15 protein-coding genes are annotated in these 17458 nt (G+C 41.9%); 6 read left to right on the top strand and 9 right to left on the bottom strand.

The features are described 5' to 3' along the window. The first annotated feature begins 49 nt into the window (after nt 1–49). The gene (recQ, locus tag ACJAT7_RS04995) at nt 50–1858 is read left to right on the top strand and encodes a DNA helicase RecQ (RefSeq protein ID WP_415225701.1); all 1809 of its coding nucleotides are present in this window, start codon (nt 50–52) and stop codon (nt 1856–1858) included. Between the two features lie 28 nt (nt 1859–1886). On the opposite strand, the gene ACJAT7_RS04990 is transcribed toward recQ, so the two are convergent. Beyond that, entirely contained in the window at nt 1887–2246 is a 360-nt protein-coding gene (locus tag ACJAT7_RS04990; protein WP_415225700.1) for a hypothetical protein, read from the bottom strand. A gap of 343 nt (nt 2247–2589) precedes the next feature. On the opposite strand from ACJAT7_RS04990, the gene ACJAT7_RS04985 reads away from it, so the two are divergent. Further along, on the top strand, nt 2590–4257 hold the full coding sequence (locus ACJAT7_RS04985) for a DUF2813 domain-containing protein (RefSeq protein ID WP_415225699.1): 1668 nt from the start codon (nt 2590–2592) through the stop codon (nt 4255–4257). 19 nt (nt 4258–4276) lie between these two features. On the opposite strand, the gene ACJAT7_RS04980 is transcribed toward ACJAT7_RS04985, so the two are convergent. From ACJAT7_RS04980 to nfo, 3 genes are all read right to left on the bottom strand, one after another. Then, nucleotides 4277–4711: an META domain-containing protein gene (locus ACJAT7_RS04980; RefSeq protein ID WP_415225698.1), complete on the bottom strand. Its 435-nt coding sequence runs from the start codon at nt 4709–4711 to the stop codon at nt 4277–4279. Beyond that, complete coding sequence (locus ACJAT7_RS04975; protein WP_415225697.1) at nt 4712–6856, bottom strand: RelA/SpoT family protein; 2145 nt, start codon at nt 6854–6856, stop codon at nt 4712–4714. Between the two features lie 168 nt (nt 6857–7024). Continuing rightward, complete coding sequence (gene nfo, locus ACJAT7_RS04970; RefSeq protein WP_415225696.1) at nt 7025–7867, bottom strand: deoxyribonuclease IV; 843 nt, start codon at nt 7865–7867, stop codon at nt 7025–7027. Nucleotides 7868–8011: 144 nt separating this feature from the next. Here nfo and ACJAT7_RS04965 point away from each other — a divergent pair, with 144 nt between their 5' ends. Further along, nucleotides 8012–8281 carry a DUF3624 domain-containing protein gene (locus tag ACJAT7_RS04965; protein ID WP_415225695.1) on the top strand — a complete coding sequence of 90 codons (270 nt, stop codon included), beginning with the start codon at nt 8012–8014 and terminating at the stop codon, nt 8279–8281. Here ACJAT7_RS04965 and ACJAT7_RS04960 read toward each other — a convergent pair. The 5 genes from ACJAT7_RS04960 to ACJAT7_RS04940 form a co-directional block, all read right to left on the bottom strand. After that, entirely contained in the window at nt 8253–9395 is a 1143-nt protein-coding gene (locus ACJAT7_RS04960; RefSeq protein WP_415225694.1) for an anhydro-N-acetylmuramic acid kinase, read from the bottom strand. The two genes, ACJAT7_RS04965 and ACJAT7_RS04960, sit on opposite strands and share 29 nt — an antisense overlap. After that, nucleotides 9396–10763 carry an oxygen-independent coproporphyrinogen III oxidase gene (gene hemN, locus ACJAT7_RS04955; RefSeq protein WP_415225693.1) on the bottom strand — a complete coding sequence of 456 codons (1368 nt, stop codon included), beginning with the start codon at nt 10761–10763 and terminating at the stop codon, nt 9396–9398. It lies immediately after the preceding gene. A 34-nt stretch (nt 10764–10797) separates the two neighbouring features. Further along, nucleotides 10798–11277 (bottom strand): DUF2489 domain-containing protein, encoded by a 480-nt coding sequence (locus ACJAT7_RS04950; RefSeq protein WP_415225692.1) that lies wholly within the window; start codon nt 11275–11277, stop codon nt 10798–10800. A gap of 14 nt (nt 11278–11291) precedes the next feature. After that, complete coding sequence (yihI, locus tag ACJAT7_RS04945) at nt 11292–11861, bottom strand: Der GTPase-activating protein YihI (RefSeq protein WP_415225691.1); 570 nt, start codon at nt 11859–11861, stop codon at nt 11292–11294. 165 nt (nt 11862–12026) lie between these two features. Further along, nucleotides 12027–12629: a c-type cytochrome gene (locus ACJAT7_RS04940; protein ID WP_415225690.1), complete on the bottom strand. Its 603-nt coding sequence runs from the start codon at nt 12627–12629 to the stop codon at nt 12027–12029. Nucleotides 12630–12742: 113 nt separating this feature from the next. Between ACJAT7_RS04940 and yihA the strand changes: the two genes are divergently transcribed. The 3 genes from yihA (at nt 12743) to ACJAT7_RS04925 (ending at nt 16775) form a co-directional block, all read left to right on the top strand. Beyond that, nucleotides 12743–13429, top strand: coding sequence for a ribosome biogenesis GTP-binding protein YihA/YsxC (gene yihA / locus ACJAT7_RS04935; protein ID WP_415225689.1), 687 nt, complete (start codon nt 12743–12745; stop codon nt 13427–13429). A gap of 78 nt (nt 13430–13507) precedes the next feature. Continuing rightward, nucleotides 13508–15700 (top strand): YjbH domain-containing protein, encoded by a 2193-nt coding sequence (locus tag ACJAT7_RS04930; protein ID WP_415225688.1) that lies wholly within the window; start codon nt 13508–13510, stop codon nt 15698–15700. A gap of 211 nt (nt 15701–15911) precedes the next feature. Continuing rightward, nucleotides 15912–16775: a hypothetical protein gene (locus ACJAT7_RS04925; protein ID WP_415225687.1), complete on the top strand. Its 864-nt coding sequence runs from the start codon at nt 15912–15914 to the stop codon at nt 16773–16775. The last annotated feature ends 683 nt before the right edge of the window (nt 16776–17458 follow it).

Below are 17458 nucleotides of genomic sequence, written 5' to 3'. Positions count from 1 at the left end.
TCTGCATCTTCAAGTAGTTTAGGGTTATATTAATTTAGGCAGAAGTATAGTGAATCAACAACCTTGCCTCAACGCGCAACAGCTTCTGTTTGATGTGTTTGGATACAGCACGTTTAGAGAAGGACAAGAGCCGATTATCAACCAGCTTTGCGCCGGTAATGATGCCTTGGTGGTAATGCCAACGGGCGGTGGTAAAAGCCTCTGTTTTCAAATTCCAGCCTTGCTGCGTCCCGGTATCTGTTTTGTTATTTCGCCGCTTATTTCATTAATGAAAGATCAAGTTGATGCGCTCTGTGCCTGTGGCGTTGCTGCTGCCTATCTTAATTCCAGCCTCTCCTATGCGCAGCAAAATCAGATTATTAATGAGATGCATAGCGGGCAATTAAAAATTGTTTATATCGCACCGGAGCGCTTATTACGTCCGGACTTTATTGAACGTCTGGAAAACCTGCCGGTTAACTTGTTTGCGATTGATGAAGCGCACTGTATTTCACAGTGGGGGCACGATTTTCGACCTGAATATGCTCTGCTTGGGCAATTAAAACAGCGTTTTCCCAATGTCCCTTTGGTGGCCTTAACCGCTACCGCCGATCATGCAACACAGCGCGATATTTTGGCGCGTTTACAGTTTAATGATCCGCTGATCGCCATTCATAGTTTTGACCGTCCGAATATCGAATATCTACTGATTGAGAAATACCGTCCCCTGGCGCAGCTGTTTCATTATTTAGACGAGCATAAAAATGAAAGTGGCATTATCTACTGTACCAGTCGCCGGCGCACTGAAGAGTTAAGCCAAAAACTCACTGCAAAAGGTTTGCAGGCGCGTTGTTATCATGCCGGTTTAGCAATTGCAGAGCGGCAAACGGTGCAGGATCTCTTTATTAAAGACAAGCTTGATATCGTCGTCGCAACGGTTGCGTTTGGAATGGGGATTGATAAACCGAATGTGCGTTTTGTGGTGCATTATGAGATCCCTAAAAATATAGAGTCCTATTATCAGGAAACGGGGCGCGCGGGAAGAGATGGTTTACCCGCACAGGCGATGCTCTTCTATGATCCTGCTGATCCGGCAAGAATTCGTGGTTTGCTTGAAAAAAATGAAAACAAAGAGCAGCTGCGCATCGAGCTGCATAAGCTCAATACTATGGTTGCTTTTGCCGAGGCGCAAACCTGTCGCCGTCAGGTATTGCTCAATTACTTCGGAGAATATAGCCATAAAGCATGTGGTAACTGCGATATCTGTTTAGATCCCCCGAAAAGCTACGATGCAACTGAAGATGCGCAAAAGATTCTATCCTGTGTTTATCGTACCGGGCAGTACTTTGGTATGGGCCATGTTATCGAGGTTTTAAAAGGCGCACAAACGGCACGGGTCAAAAGTTTAGGGCACGATAAACTGTCAACCTTTGCCATTGGTAAAGAGCAATCCGTTGAACATTGGTTAAGTATTATCAGGCAATTGATTCATTGCGGTTTATTGATGCAGAATTTAACTCGAGGGTCAGCGTTGCAGTTAACGCAAGCCTCCCGTCCCATTTTAAGATCTGAACAGGTCTTGCTCCTGGCTGTGCCACGTTTGAAAATGGTTAAAGCTAAAAAGAAACGGGGGTCTTTATCCTTGGGATCCGAGAATAAACTGTTCGCTCGCTTACGGCAGTTGCGCAAACAGATTGCAGATCGTGAAGATTTACCTCCCTATATTATTTTTAGTGACGTATCTCTTTCGCAGATGAGTGAACTGTTGCCCCTTACCAATGCTCAGTTTTTGAATATTAGTGGTGTGGGGCAAGTTAAGCTTGATAAATATGGGGTTGAATTTTTAGCGATTATTAATGAATATTCACAATCGCTGTAAAACCAGTAGCAAACTATCTCAGCGACCATTAATGGTAGCTGAAGAACTGAAGTCGTGTTAATGCGCACTCTAATATATATGGGCTCATTTGTTCTTGCAGTTCAGGCAGATCATATGTTTTGAATATGTCTCCTAAAATAACGCACAAGTAGATTAAAGGTGCATGGGAAAATAACTTTGGGTTGTTTAAATAATCCTGTCCTTTTTCTCGCATCCAATTGGTATTATCATATTTGCAGCTAAAGTTGAGCTCATAAACGGCCTTTTTCAGGCTGCTTAAAAGCTGCGTGTAATTAAAGGTCTCTTTATCAAACTCTGAGCGATAGGTTGCAATTGAATCGATAACTGCTTGGCTTGGTAAAATATTAAGTGCATGTATATCTGACATATTAGCCCTCATTTTTTTTAATAAGTTTAACTGCGACCCGTTTCAGAATCCCAGCAATTGTTTACTATTTACCTGTTTTTTTGTGCCATGATTAAGACGTGATTTTATAAATATCATTGACTGTTAGTGGAAATTATCATCTTATTTGTAGAGTTTTATTTTGTAGATACAGTGTAGTGCTATTTGTCATTTGTCACCCAGTTTTTAGAAAAAAATAAAAAATAAAAAATAAAAGTGATAAAGATCTTTTTATGTTGCGTTTTTATCATTAATTCATAAAGTTGTATCTTGCTATCTGCTTCTGATTTTTTAGTCGCAGGTTATCCCTTTTTAAGGAGCAATTATGCTACTAGCTCGAATAGAAGTGGTCGGATTTCGTGGTATTAATCGCTTGTCGATCAATGTCAAAGAGCTGAGTGCTTTTCTTGGTGAAAACAGCTGGGGAAAGACCAGCCTTTTCGATGCGTTATCTCTTTTTTTCTCTGGTACTCATAAAACCTATAAATTCATCGCCACTGATTTTCATCAACCCCCGAATCCGGAAATTAGCAGTAACAAACTGATCCATCTTGTTTTTACTTTTAAAGAGCAGTGTAGCGGCGAGTTTCAGCAGCGCCAATATAAAAACATCACTGAAATATGGAACCCTTCTAAAGACTCTTTTCGTTATATTTATCTGCAAATTGATGGCGAAATTAGCGACTCTGGCGAGATCATAACGCGGCGCTATTTTTTGGATAATGAGGGAAATGAAAAATTATTCAGTAAAAAGAGGCTAGCGAATCTGCTTAATGAATTTATCTCTTTTGTGCCTGTTTTGCGTATGGGCAGTGAAATCAGTAAAAGAGAGGAAGTTGACTCATCAGAGGCTTATAGCAAACGGGAGCGCTGTGAAGCAAGAATAAAACGAATTTTCAAACGTTTGCTTAGCTCTTCACAACAGTTATCCGAATATGAAATGAGCCGTGGATATGAAGCATTAACCTATCTTTTTGATCATTATCTGTTTAAACGTTATGGCACAGTCAACTATAGCCGGGTTGATTTTGAGCATGATATCCACACCCAGCGACCTTTATCTTTTCAGGGATTAACTCGATTCAATGATCTCTTAAAAACAGGACATAAAAGAGATAGGGCGATGTTGTTATTAATATTTGGGGAATTTTTAGAAACTCGTGGCGAGCACCTGTTGCGCCGCGGGGCTAGCCCTATCTTATTACTTGAGGGCCCTGAAAATAATTTACATCCCGTTAATTTAGCTATTACCTGGCGCTTTTTTTCATTATTACCGATGCAGAAATTGGTCTGTACCAACTCCAGTCCGCTTCTCTCTTTTTTTCCATTAAGCCGCATTCAGCGTTTAGTGCGTCATGCTGACTTAATTAAAAGTTATTCGTTAAATGTTAAACATTTTTCAGGGAATGATCTGCGCAGAATTGCTTTTCATGTGCGTATGAATAGACCACAGAGTCTATTTGCTCGCTGCTGGTTGCTGGTAGAGGGGGAAACTGAAACTTGGTTATTATCAGAACTTGCTCGTTTATGCGGTTATTCTTTTTTGGTAGAAGGGGTACAAATTATAGAATTTGCGCAGTGCGGGCTAGATCCCTTAATTAAGCTTGCGCAAGATCTCCATATTGAGTGGCATGTGTTAACCGATGGGGATAGTGCAGGGCAAAAATATGCGCAACGAGTTGCTGATATATTATTAGGCAAGGATTTTTTGGGTAACCGCCTTTCGGTTTTACCCGCGTTAGATATTGAACATCTGTTCTTTGAACATGGTTTTGCGCATGTCTATCTTGAGGCTGCAAGCTGCACGGAAAAAGATTTAGCCCACCTTACGGTGAATAAAGTTATTGAGAAAGCGGTCCATAAATATTCAAAGCCAGAGTTGGGTTTGGCGATCGCCAGCGCCGTTGAAGAGTGTGGTGCGGATTCTATTCCGCTGATATTAAAACGATTATTTGCGCGCTTGGTGGGGTTGGCAAGAACGCAATCGGGGTGATTTAGTTGCCATAAAAAGGTTACTGCTGAATTGTATAGTTCAGGCTATGCGCCGCACCTAGCAGTGTAAGTTTATTGCCGCTTAAGGATACTGCAGACCAGTCACCTAAGATACTGGAAACAACCAGTTCAATATCATTCAATTCACCTTGGCACATTTTACGTGTACTGGCCATCTTATCTATTCTTAATCTGTTATCTTTGAGTTCCAACGTACCAAAAAAATGGTTGCAGGCGAGATTTCCCGTTGCTTTGGCTCCGGCTGCAATTGTTAATGTACTTGTTATTTTTGTATTTACTGCTTGCTTATCAATGGCGACCAAAACCCATTGTTGCTGAATCTGTGCCAGTTCAATTGTTTTTTTTTCAGGTTCAATAGTGTTAGCGGTTTCAGCGCTACAAGCAAATAAAAATAGTGCAGTTAAAAAAAACGGCTTTTTGTTAATAAATTTCATCTATTGCTCCTCTTTTATCTGTTTCTTTTTATTGCCGCGCTTGACACTTTTAACATTAGATAGTTTTTTAATTTGCCGCATCAAACGTGATAAGTGGATGCGGTTAATAACAGTCAAGGTGACATTAATTGCGTAAACATGATCGGGCAGTTCTGTGGTTTGCAAATCCATTACATTCGCATTACTTTTGGCGATGATGTTAAACAGCTTAGCTAGCCCTGCTTTATGGTTAATCATCACTATATTGAGATCGCTAGAGTATTCGTACTGGTTCATAAAGTTCATATCCCACTCTACGGGAATATACTTGTCTAGCTCAAGCTCGAAACCGCTAACATTGTGGCACTGTTTGGTGTGTACTACCAGACCTCTGCCCGGGCTGGTGCGTGCCACAATTGAGTCACCCGGTAAGGGTTTGCAGCAGTTTGCATAAGAGAGCATCATATCCTCAGCGCCCTTGATGGCACTTTGGCGGTTGCTCTGTTTTAGCTCTGACTCCGTTAACTCATTGGCATTGCCACGCAAACGACGGGCAATCACAATACTCAATAATTTTCCGCTGCCAATCTCATGTAATAAACTATTAAAATCATTGAGGTGATGATCCGCTATCACCTTATCAATATTATCTTGTTTAATATCGGTTAAATTGGTTTTATTTAAAGCCAGTTTTAATAAACGTCGCCCTTCAGGAATAGTGACTTCTTTAGGCTGTTGTTTGAGGTACTGGCGAATACTATTACGGGCTTTATGAGTGGCGACAAAGTTCAGCCAATCGGCATTGGGATGTGGTTGATCAGAGGTGATAATATTAATGGTTTGACCGCTTTCAAGCTTATCACTGAGCAAGGCAAACTCTTTATCGACAGTAGCGCTGATGCAGCGGTGGCCTATTGTTGTGTGCAGCGCATAGGCAAAATCAATCGGTGTTGCATGGGCAGGTAAAACTATAATTTTACCTTGTGGGGTTAATACATGAATTTCATTATTGCCCAGCTCTTGCTTGATATTTTCTAACATGACCAAAGAGTTACTTGAAGGCGTTTCATTTTCAGAAAGCCCTTGGAACCAGTTTCGCGTTTGCAGTTGCGCAGTGAGTTTGGAATTTCCTTTGCCCTCTTTGTAGCTCCAATGTGCTGCGATTCCCTGTTTTGCGACTGCATCCATATCTTCAGTGCGGATTTGGATTTCGATATTTACGCCATGTTGGGTGATTAAGGTCGTATGCAATGACTGGTAGCTATTGGATTTGGGAATAGCAATATAGTCTTTAAAATACTCAAGCTTAGGCTGATACAGGTGGTGCATCTGTCCTAATACTCGATAGCAGGTGTCGAGATCTTTTACTATGATTCTAAAGGCATAAACATCCATCACATCATGGAACTGACAACCTTTTTTGCGCATTTTTTGATATAGGCTGTAAAGGTGTTTTTCGCGGCCGGTCACCTCAGCGTCAATTGAAATATTGTCTAATTTGGCACGAATTTCATTACAAATACCCTGAATAAAATCCTTCCTGTTACCGCGCGCTTTTCTAATCGCCTCATGCAATACATTATAGCGGGCTGAATTTTGTGCCTTAAAAGCGAGTTTTTCCAGTTCATTTTTAAGGTGATGGAGACCCAGTCTATCTGCTATGGGGGCAAAAATTTCAAAGGTTTCCTGGGCAATGCGGTGGCGTTTATCGGGGCGAAGAGAACCCAGGGTGCGCATGTTATGTACACGATCGGCAAGTTTAATAAGCATTACGCGGAAATCTTTGGACATAGCAATCAGCATTTTACGAATATTTTCCGCTTGCGCCTGTTCCCTATTTTCAAAGTTAACCTTATCTAATTTAGTGACCCCTTCGACTAAGTCAGCCACGCTGGGATTAAAAGCATCTGAGATTTCTTGATAGGTTATATCTGTATCTTCAAGCACATCATGGAGTAGCGCGGCTGCAATTGCTTCATGGTCAAGTTTCATCTCTGCCAGAATTTCAGCGACAGCGACAGGATGAGTGATATAGGCTTCGCCACTGGCACGCGCGATACCATCGTGTGCGTGATAAGCAAATTTGTAGGCTCGTTCAATAAACTCACATTGCTCAGGGGCAAGGTAAGATTGAATTGAATTTTTAAGAGCTTGAAACATTGACATTTGCGACCTTTTTTTAAATGATTACTATGGCTTGTTTATCTTTGTTATTTATTCCTGCTGGAGACTGTTTTTATGCTCAACAGAGGGTAACTTCAAAGATAAACAGGCTTTAATGATAGTAAAGCCAGTTTGTTTGCTTGGGAAGCATAAAAAAGAACTTTTTATAGATTATTTCGCCCATTCTTTTAATTGTCTGATCTCTTCTGCCCAAATATCAGGATTTGTTGTCTCTAACACCATGGGAATCTGCTCAAAGCGCGGATCCTGCATAATATATTGAAAACAGGGCCAGCCAATTTCGCCCTCGCCCAATGGGGCGTGTCTGTCGACGCGGCTTGCAAAAGGTACCTTGCTATCATTGATATGCATGGCACTTAAATAGTCGAAGCCAACAATATCTGAAAATGCCTTAAATGTATCGTCACAGCTCTTCTTGCTGCGCAGATCATAGCCAGAAACAAAGGTGTGGCAGGTATCAAGGCAGATTCCAACACGTTGCTTATCTTCAATATGTTCAATAATGGTGGCCAACTGCTCAAAACGGTAACCTAAATTAGTGCCTTGGCCTGCCGTATTTTCAATAACGGCCTTAACCGATCTTGTCTGCGTTAATGCCTCGTTAATTGATTCTGCAACGCGCAGTAAACAATCCTGCTCGTTTATTTTATTAAGGTGGCTACCCGGGTGGAAATTTAACAGCGTTAAACCGAGTTGCTGACAGCGCTGCATCTCATCAATAAATGCAACTCTGGATTTTTGCAGCGGTTCACTTTCAGGGTGGCCGAGATTAATCAGGTAGGAGTCATGCGGCAATATTTGCTCTGCACTGAAATTATAGCGGGTACATGCTGCTTTAAATTGAACGATTGTATTTTCATCAAGTGCTTTGGCTTCCCAGCGGCGCTGATTTTTTGTAAACAGAGCAAAGGCGGTTGCGCCAATGTCATATGCATTTTTAGGGGCATTAAAGACGCCTCCTGCAGCACTTACATGTGCGCCGATATATTTCATAGATGCTTTTCCAAAAGAGAAATAGTGTAAACTCGATTTGAGTTAAAATCCGGATAAAGAAAGTAAATGATTTTAACCTCCTTATCAATCGATTTAAAATAGTACCTTAAATGCACTGATCAAGAGTAAATAAAAGGAAAAATTGTGCCGTGTAAATTCTGTGCTAAAAATACGTTTCGGGAAAAACTGGGGCGTTGCCAATTTTGTATGTGGCTTAACCTATTATTGCTGGTAGCGAGTGCTATCAGCTGGTTTATCTGCTACCAATCAGCTCCCAGAGAGGTTGCAACCATTGCGTTATTGTTAACCTTTATTGCGACTGCGCTTTTGATGCTGCTGCATATAGGTGCTTATATTTATTACCGTTATCAAGGGGTAACAAACCCTACGCAAGATAAACACAACCTAAAATAGCATCTTGCCGCGCGCCCGTTACGCTTTTAAGGGCGATCGGTGCCTTTAACAGGCGCTGCTCTGCGAGCCAGGCAAAGGCAATCGCTTCAACAAACATAGGGTCAATATCCAAGGCATTAGTATCATTAACAGTATGCAGTGGCAGTAAGCTTTGTATGCGCTGCATAAGTAACGGATTTAATGCGCCTCCGCCGCAGACAAAAACATCCCCGCCTGCGCTGCTTTGTTTTATCTGCTGGCTAATGGTTTGCGCGCTCAGCTCCAGCAAGGTCCGCTGAATATCGGCATCGGACAATAAAGCGCCGTCAATTTCAGTTAACTGCTGCTCGAGCCAGTCAAGGTTGAATTTTTCCCGGCCGGTGCTTTTGGGGGCCGGGAGTGCAAAGTAGGGATCGCTGAGTAACTGCGTTAATAATAGCGATGACACTTTTCCATGTTTGGCAAAATCTGCATTTTTATCAAACGGTTGGTTTTTTACTTTATTGATCCAGCCGTCCATAAGCATATTACCGGGACCGGTATCGTAGCCAAGCAACGGTTTATCTTCACTTAATAGCGTGATATTGGCAATGCCGCCAATATTGACAATGACACGATTTTTACCGTTTTTAGAGAATAATGCGTGATGAAAGGCAGGTACTAACGGCGCCCCTTGTCCGCCATAGGCCATATCCATGCGTCTAAAATCGGCAACACAAGGGATGCCTGTGCGCGCGGCAATCAGGTTGGCATCACCTATCTGTTGGCTAAAGGGAAACTTGCCAAGCGGGCTGTGAAAGATTGTCTGTCCGTGACTGCCAATCGCGCAGATCTGCTGGGCATTAATATTGCTGTTTTTAAGGAGTTGGTTGACCGCCTCTGCGCAGGCTAAAGCAAACTGATGATCCACTTCACCGAGCATCTGCAGGGTAACCTGCTTATCCTGGCAAATTTTTAAAATCTGCAAGCGCAACGCTTCCGGTAGAGCCGGAGAACAAGCCGCAATCTGTTTAAAGCCCGATCTGCTGCGCTGTGCAATCACCACATCAATGCCGTCCAAGCTGGTGCCGGACATAATGCCAATATAGTAATTGCCTAAACTAGGTTGAGGAGCCGGCTCTGTTAAGTTAGCCATTTAAATAACGCGCGAGAACTGCTGCTGGCGCGCTTTGCTGCGCAGATAAATATCAAAGCACATGCAAATATTACGAATCAATAAGCGTCCTTTGGGCAGGACAGTGATTGTCTCCGGGGTGATGACCAGCAGTTGGTCATCGATAAAGCACTGCAGTAATTTAATATCTTCAGCAAAATAATCGCTAAATACCAGATCGAATTGTTGTTCAATCTGTTTAATATCCAGTTTGAAATTACAGATAAGTTTTTTGATCACCTCGCGGCGAATCAGATCATCTTGGTTAAGGCTAACACCGCGCCATTGCGCATGGCCTAATTCATCTATTTGACTGTAATAGTTCGCCAATACTTTCTGATTTTGTGAATAGGTGTGGCCAATTTGACTGATTGCGGAAACGCCCAGCCCGAGAAGATCAGCATCCTCCTGCGTGGTATAGCCTTGGAAATTACGGTGCAATATGCCATTTGTCTGTGCAAGTGCCAGTTCATCATCCGGTTTAGCAAAATGGTCCATACCGATAAACTGGTAACCGGATTGGGTTAAAAACTCAATCGTATACTGCAGCATGGCCAGTTTTTCAGCAGGCTTGGGCATATCATTCTCATTAATTTTACGCTGCGCCGCGAAAATAGTCGGCATATGCGCATAATTAAAAATGGATAAACGCGCGGGATCTAACTCCAGCACTTTTTCTAAAGTATGAGTAAAACTTTTTTTGGTTTGCAGCGGCAGTCCATAAATCATATCTAAATTGGTTGACTTGAAACCTTGCTCTTTAGCGCGCGTTAGCAGCGCGATTATAAAGTCTTCATCCTGCTCGCGATTAACCGCTTTTTGCACCTCTTTATTAAAGTCCTGCACGCCAAGACTGAGGCGGTTAAAACCTTCATTAGCAAGGTGATCAATGGTACTTAACTCTATTTCGCGAGGGTCAACTTCAATACTTAATTCGGCATCTTCTTTAAAATTAAAGTTATCGCGTAACAGTTTCATCAAACGTGTGATTTGCGCCGGTAACAGGAAGGTCGGTGTACCGCCTCCCCAGTGTAATTGGCTTACATGGCGATTGCTAAAATAAGGCGCTTGAATTTTGATTTCACGTTCAAGGTAATCGAGGTATTTATCCGCTTTTCCCTGATGGCGGGTGATCACTTTATTGCAGCCACAAAAGTAGCAAATTTTATGGCAAAACGGGATGTGGATATAAAGAGAAAGCGGGCGCTCGGGATAGGTTTTTGTGGCCTTGATTAACGCGGGGTATTGAAAACTTTCGTCAAATTCTAATGCGGTAGGATATGAAGTATACCTTGGCCCGCTGTAATTGTATTTTTCAATTAGCGCTTGATCCCAAACGAACTTTTCCATTTATATCTCTCCTCTTTGCTATTGGCAACGACTTTTACAGTGAAAAATTTTCCAGTTGTAAGGCTTCTTTAATAATCGCCTGTTCAAGTTCTGCTTCAAAACCTTGGCGTTTTTTATCCAGTATTTTAAGCGCTTTTACTGCGATTTTTTTACGTTGCTCATGAGTAGGCATCTCTTTCACTTTATCGAACAGCTCTGATAAAGCGGGGTACCTATTTTCTATATCAATTGCTTCTTCCACGAGTAGGGTTTCCAGCAAGACGGTTAAACGAATCGCTGCCTCGGAAACATTACACTGTTTTTGCGCTGTCGCACGGGCAATCAAACGAATACTTTCACAAATATGGTCATTTCGCTGCTGTTTTTTTAATACAGCCTGTGCCGTTTGCTCAGCTTCTCGGTGCAGATTCTGAGCTTTTTGCCTTTTTATTTTGCTAATCAGCATGCCAGCATAAAATGCCAAGGCGATAATAATAACAACCGAAATACCGGCCAATAAAAGATCAAATTGCATTTTTTCCCTCGTTATTATCGAAACTCATCTAACGCTGAACTTGCATCTTCAAATTGCTGCAGAAGATCTTCTTCTCCATCGTCATCTAACCAACCCAGTTCTTTCATCAGTTGTTGATGGCGTTTGGTCTGCTTATTAAGCCATGACTGATCGCTTTGAGAGATGGTTTGCTCGTTATCAAGTTGTTCAAGGAGATCATTAAGGCGATCATCGTTTTCAATTAAAGCGAGCTCTTTTTCCGGTGACAATTTTTCTTTAACTTCAACTTCTTTAACTTCTTTTTCAATCACTTTTTCTTGCGTTTTGGGCTCTGCTTTTGCTGTGTTATTTTGCGGTTTTTCTCCAATAACCAGCGGCACCGCTTTTTGGCTGCCGAGACGTTTGCCATGGAGCGCTTGCTTGGCGTTATTCTCCTGCGTCGGTTTGGATTCATTGGCATTACGGCCGCCGGGTTTATTGCCTTTTAGCTTAGTTTTGCGTTTTTTTTCACGCGCATCTTTTGCCTGCGAAGATGACTCTTTACGCTGACCGCTGAATTTCGGTTCTGAACCGTCTGAGGTGCGATTTTTTTTAGTGCGGGACATGATTATTTACCTTTCATTTTTTTTAACTGGGTTGGCATTTTGCTTTGTGCTGAATATGCGCAGAATAGCAGATCTAAATGTGTTTAAAAAGCGCATAAAAAAGACGTTTCCTGTATGAAACGCCTTTTGAAATGGAGTTAAAAAATGCAGTGGTTAATGATCAGCTTAATGCAGTGCTGAAATATAGTGGGAAAGTAGTTCAATATCCGCATCTGTCAGTTTACCTGCAATGTCCGTCATCATACTGTTTTGATCATTATTACGCGCTTTACTGCGAAAGTTCTCCAGCTGTGCTTTGAGATAAGCGGGATGCTGGCTTGAAATTTTAGGAAATTTAGCAAGCGCTAAGCCATTGCCACGCGGTCCATGGCATGCGGTGCAGGCCGGGATTTTACGTTGCGGGCTGCCGCCCATATAGAGTTTTTGTCCAGCTTCTGCTATTTCAGCGGCTATTGTTTCAGGGGTGGTTGTTTGCGCGCGGTAATAAGCGGCAAGATCTTTAATATCCTGCTCAGAAAGCGCAGCCGACATACCCAGCATAATTGCATTTTCTCGTTCACCACTTTTAAACTGTTGTAATTGTTTTTCAAGGTAGCTGGCATGTTGCCCGGCTAATTTTGGGTAGAGATTTGATGGGCTATTTCCGTCCGCGCCATGACATGCAGTGCAGGCAACGGCCTTTGTTTTACCTGCTTCGATATCACCTTGTGCTTGCGCTAGACCTGAGAAGGCAAGTGCGGCAATTAATGTCATCAATAATTTATTCATAACTATCCATTTTATTCTTAAAGTATGTACAATGAGCCCGAATTAAAACACGTATAGTTTACACAATTTTAATAAATTAACAATTTTGCTACATGGGTAAAGCGAGGCATATCTTGGAATTTCCAAAAATACATTTTCAAAAGGCGCATTTTTTAATTAGTGCACCAGATATTCGTCATTTAGATAAGCATTTGCCACCCGAAAGCGGTATTGAAATCGCATTTGCCGGGCGTTCGAATGCAGGTAAATCAAGTGCGTTAAATCGCTTAACTCGACAAAAGGCACTGGCAAGAACCAGTAAAACACCCGGTCGTACGCAATTAATCAATGTCTTTGAAATTGAAGAGGGCAGACGTTTAATCGATCTGCCCGGTTACGGTTTTGCTAAAGTGCCATTAGCGATGAAGCTAAAATGGCAACGTTCATTGGGTGAGTATTTACAGCAACGTGAATCATTAAAGGGTCTGGTTGTTTTAATGGATATCCGTCATCCTTTTAAAGATCTTGATCAACAGCTTATTTACTGGGCGATTGATGCGGATATTCCTGTATTAGCTCTGTTAACCAAAGCAGATAAATTCAAACAAGGTCTACGCAAAACAACCCTGTTAAAAATGCGCGAAGAAGCGAAGCGTTTCGACGGTGATGTCCAGGTTGAGCTGTTTTCCTCTTTAAAAGGTTTTGGTGTTGATATTTTAGAGAATAAAATCACCGGGTGGTATGGCTCGAATGAACCACAGAGTTTGCCATTAAGTGACGCTGAAGAAAGTGAGCTTGAAGAAAGCGGCGCTGAAGAGTAGCCGCTGACAAGATTACGGGAAGTTTTCCAACTCATTATTATCTGAATTATTGTACCAAACTGTTTTTAAAGGGAATTTATGCGTTTTTTATCACCTGTGTTGTTGCTTAGCTGTTTGTTAATTCCGGTTGCTTCTGTGCAGGCGGTCAGCAGTTCCATGGCGCAGACCGGATTTTCGGGGATTTTGCGTGTACCGCATGCAGAGTCTTTACCCTTTGGCGATTTTTCAATTAATTATCAGTGGGAAGACAATATTGATTACGATACCTGTTATGGCTGCGGTGCACATAAAACCGTATTGATGGGCGTCGGTTTGCTTCCCGGCTTAGAATTTACCGTACAAAACACCCATAAGTTAATCAGTGACGGGCCGGGTTGGAGCGGCACACACTCAAGCGACCTCTCTTTTTCAGCCAAATATGATTTTAAACCTTTCCTGCCTGAGCAGTGGTTTAGTTTTGCCTTAGGTGTGCAGGATTATGGCGGCGCAGCGAGTAAACACCGCAATCTCTATGGCGTTGCCTCTAAAGAATTTTTTGCCGATACTCCTTATGATCTGCGTTTAACGGCGGGTTACGGACAAGGCGATGCGCGCAATCAGATGGGCAGTGATTATTTGCAGGGGGCTTTTGCCGGTATCGAGTGGCAACCGTTTTCATGGTTACAGCTCGTTAGCGATTATGATGGCACGGGCGTAAATGGCGGGTTTAAGCTGCTTAGTGCAGAGAACTGGTTGCCTTATGGTTGGCAAGCCAATTTCAGCTATCAACTCTATTCTGGGTCAGTCACAGCCAATCGAGATAATCAATGGATGGGGCTAGGTTTAACCCTGCCTTTAGCTGTCGGCAGTGATGCCAAACGCTATACCCGTGAAGGCGTGGATGAGTTCTACCAAATTGAGGCAATGCCAGAGCAGCAGATTAAACAACAAGTTGCAGCGGACAAACAGAAACAAGGCAAACAATTACAAGCCAATATTCCTTCGCTATCAGCACTTGAGCAAAAAGATCAGCAAAACCAGCAGAGTGAGCTTTTATTAAAAATATTAGTTGACTACGGTTTTGAAAATGTGCGTATTGGCTGGCGTGAAACTACATTAGTGGTTTCATTAGAAAACAATTTATTCAATTGGAATGAACTGGACGGTTTAGGCGTGGCGCTTGGTCTGATTGTTGATAATAGTGATGCGCAGTCATTTGAATTTCATCTCCTCAATAATCAAATCGCTGTGTTAAAGGTAACCGGAAAGAGCAAAACTTTCCGGGATTATCTGCACCAGAAATCAGATCAAGCAGTAAAAACACACGGCTTGACTATTTCCAATCAGGTTAGCGCATTGAGTGACGTTACCTGGTATTCGCAAAGGCAGGCATCCGGCAACTTTGTCCCCCGCTTTATCTTTTCACCCCATTTACGCTCTGCCATGGGCACCGAATTTGGCGTGTTTGATTACTCTCTGGCATTAAGCAGTAACCTGCAGATCTCTTTATGGTCGGGCGGTGTTGTGGATGTTCGCCATCTATTACCTGTTGCACATTCAGATAGCTATGATGATGGAGAATATTTTGCAAACGCGCGCCATAAAAGTGAAGTGGATCGTATCCTTTTCCATCAGGCATTTGCATTGCCAGGGGCAATCATGACCCAGTTTAGTGCAGGACAAATATATAAATCTTACCGCGGCGTATTAAATGAAACGCGCTGGGAATCGGCAACGGGAACGCATCGCATCAAAACTGAGGTTGGTGATTTCAGACATGAAAATAATGATTATAGCTACCGACCTGTACTTGCCGCCTATCGATATTATCTGCGCGGTTTAGATTTAGCGGTTGAAGGGCGATACGGGCAACATTGGTCCGGTGATTTGGGGGGAAGTTTAAGCCTCAAGAAGTGGTTTGGTGATATGTCAGTGAATCTGACTTACCAGAATACAAGCTGTGACCGTTCCAAGCGGGAATACTCATGCTCTGCTGACGGTTATGCTGAAAAGCATGAATATGCCGGCTTAACTTTCCAGTTCCCGTTTGGTACACGTAAAAACAGTGCGCCAACGTTGGGATTACAAATCAAAACACTAGAGCAATGGGGGTATGGTTACCGTTCGAGAATCAATAATCATGCTAACTACATTGGTGGTAATCGTGGCGGAGCGAGCAACTTGCAATACAATGTAGATCAACAGTACTTTAACCGGGATCGTTTATCAAAAAGCTATATTGAAAGTAATATGCAGCGTTTACGTGAAAGTTATAGCGCTTATGCGCACTAGAATATAATTTTTTTGTCGATGTGTCAGCTTTGAGAAAAAACGCGGAAAAGATATTTGCTTGATATGTAGTGTTTTATTTTTACTTTAGTCTGGTGTGAAATTTCATTATGATGTGGAATGTTATTATGATGTGAAATTTAATTATTATAAATTAGAATAGTAAATTATCAAAAACAGACAAACATAGACAATCAATAGAGGATGTTAGAATATGAAATTGAATAAATTAGTCATTGCCATGGGCCTAGCTAGTGTTGTATTAACAGGTTGTGGCAGCAGCAGTAGTACACCAACAGCGGAAGCTGATTTTAATATCACAGCCATAGATGGTTATATTGCTAATGGTATAGTGACAGCTACCTGTAACGACATTGAATATACTGCGCGTACTAATGGAGCTGGTGTTGCGGCGATATTGGCTGATGGATCTGATATTAGCGAATGTACAGCGGAAATAATGGGTGATGCAGAGACTCGTGATCTTGATGCACCAGACGTAGCATGGTTACATACAATGGCTACATTGAAGGGGTTATCTGTTATTAACCCTTATACAGATGTTGCTGCTGTTATTTTTGCCAATAACCCTGCTTTATCAACTGCCGAACTGATGGATGAAGTTGTTGCACTTTTAGATATCCCAGCTGATGTTGTTGCAGGCGGCGTGAACCTGTTTGCTGATTTTGGTGGCAACAATGCTGACTCTGGTTTAGATACAGAATCGCTAGCTAAAATTTCTGTTTTAGCACAGTCTACATTTTCAGCCATTGTAAAACTTAAAGCCGCACTACCTGCAAATGCGACGCCTGCACAAGCCAAAGCGTTATATGCAACTGTTCTACCAAAAGTTACAACAATGGTTGCAGCTAAAATAACCGAGCTTGGTCAATCTAATCTGACTGGAAAAGTGTTTGCTGCTAAGTTTACGTTACCTACGCTCGCATTTAATGAAGATGGCACTCTGAGCAGTGATCTTTCCGGTTTAACTGTTGAGTTAGTCGAGTCGGTTGATCCAAAAGCTACAGGTACAGGTACAGGTACAGGAACTGGTACTGATGGTCTTAACCAAGGTTAATATTCCTAGTGAATAATAAAAAAGGCGCTATTTATAGCGCCTTTTTTGTATCTGTTAATTTTGTATGGTCAAAATACTGGCCATTTGAGCTCGCCTGATAAGGGGGTTTATCTTAAAGTGAGTGCTTTTTTAGCTGCCAGATATTTAGTATTAACTATATTGTAAACTATATGCGAGCCTAAACTGAGCCGCGTTTGAAGGTCACAAAGGGATCAAAAAACGATCCACAATATCATCCAGAATACCTTTGCCGGTATCACGATAATCAATCTTAAATTCATTACCCTGCTGCTTTATATCAATATAAATACCGCACTTGCCTTGCCCGTTTTTAAAACCATGAATTAAAACTTGATTGCTCTACTGCAACCGGTTTGAAGCTACTTAAGGATTCAGGTTGCTAGGTAACAGCAATATTTTAACCGGAGCGTTTATCAAAAAATCATATTGAAAGTAAGGTACCGCGTTTGCGTGAAAGTTATATAGCTTACACACACTAAAGTGTGATATTTTATTGATATTAGTGGCTTGGAAATGAGGAGATACTTTTTTATAAATGTTAGCTAGCAGTAATGCAGTCAACGGTATAAGATATTAAACAGACATTAAACAGATATTTAAATGTTGTTATGGTGTGAAATGTTACGGTGATGTGAAAAGCACCGTTATATGTTAATTTAATG

Source organism: Psychromonas sp. (genome assembly GCF_047632995.1).
GTDB lineage: Bacteria > Pseudomonadota > Gammaproteobacteria > Enterobacterales > Psychromonadaceae > Psychromonas.
This window is presented reverse-complemented; position numbering and strand designations above follow the sequence as displayed.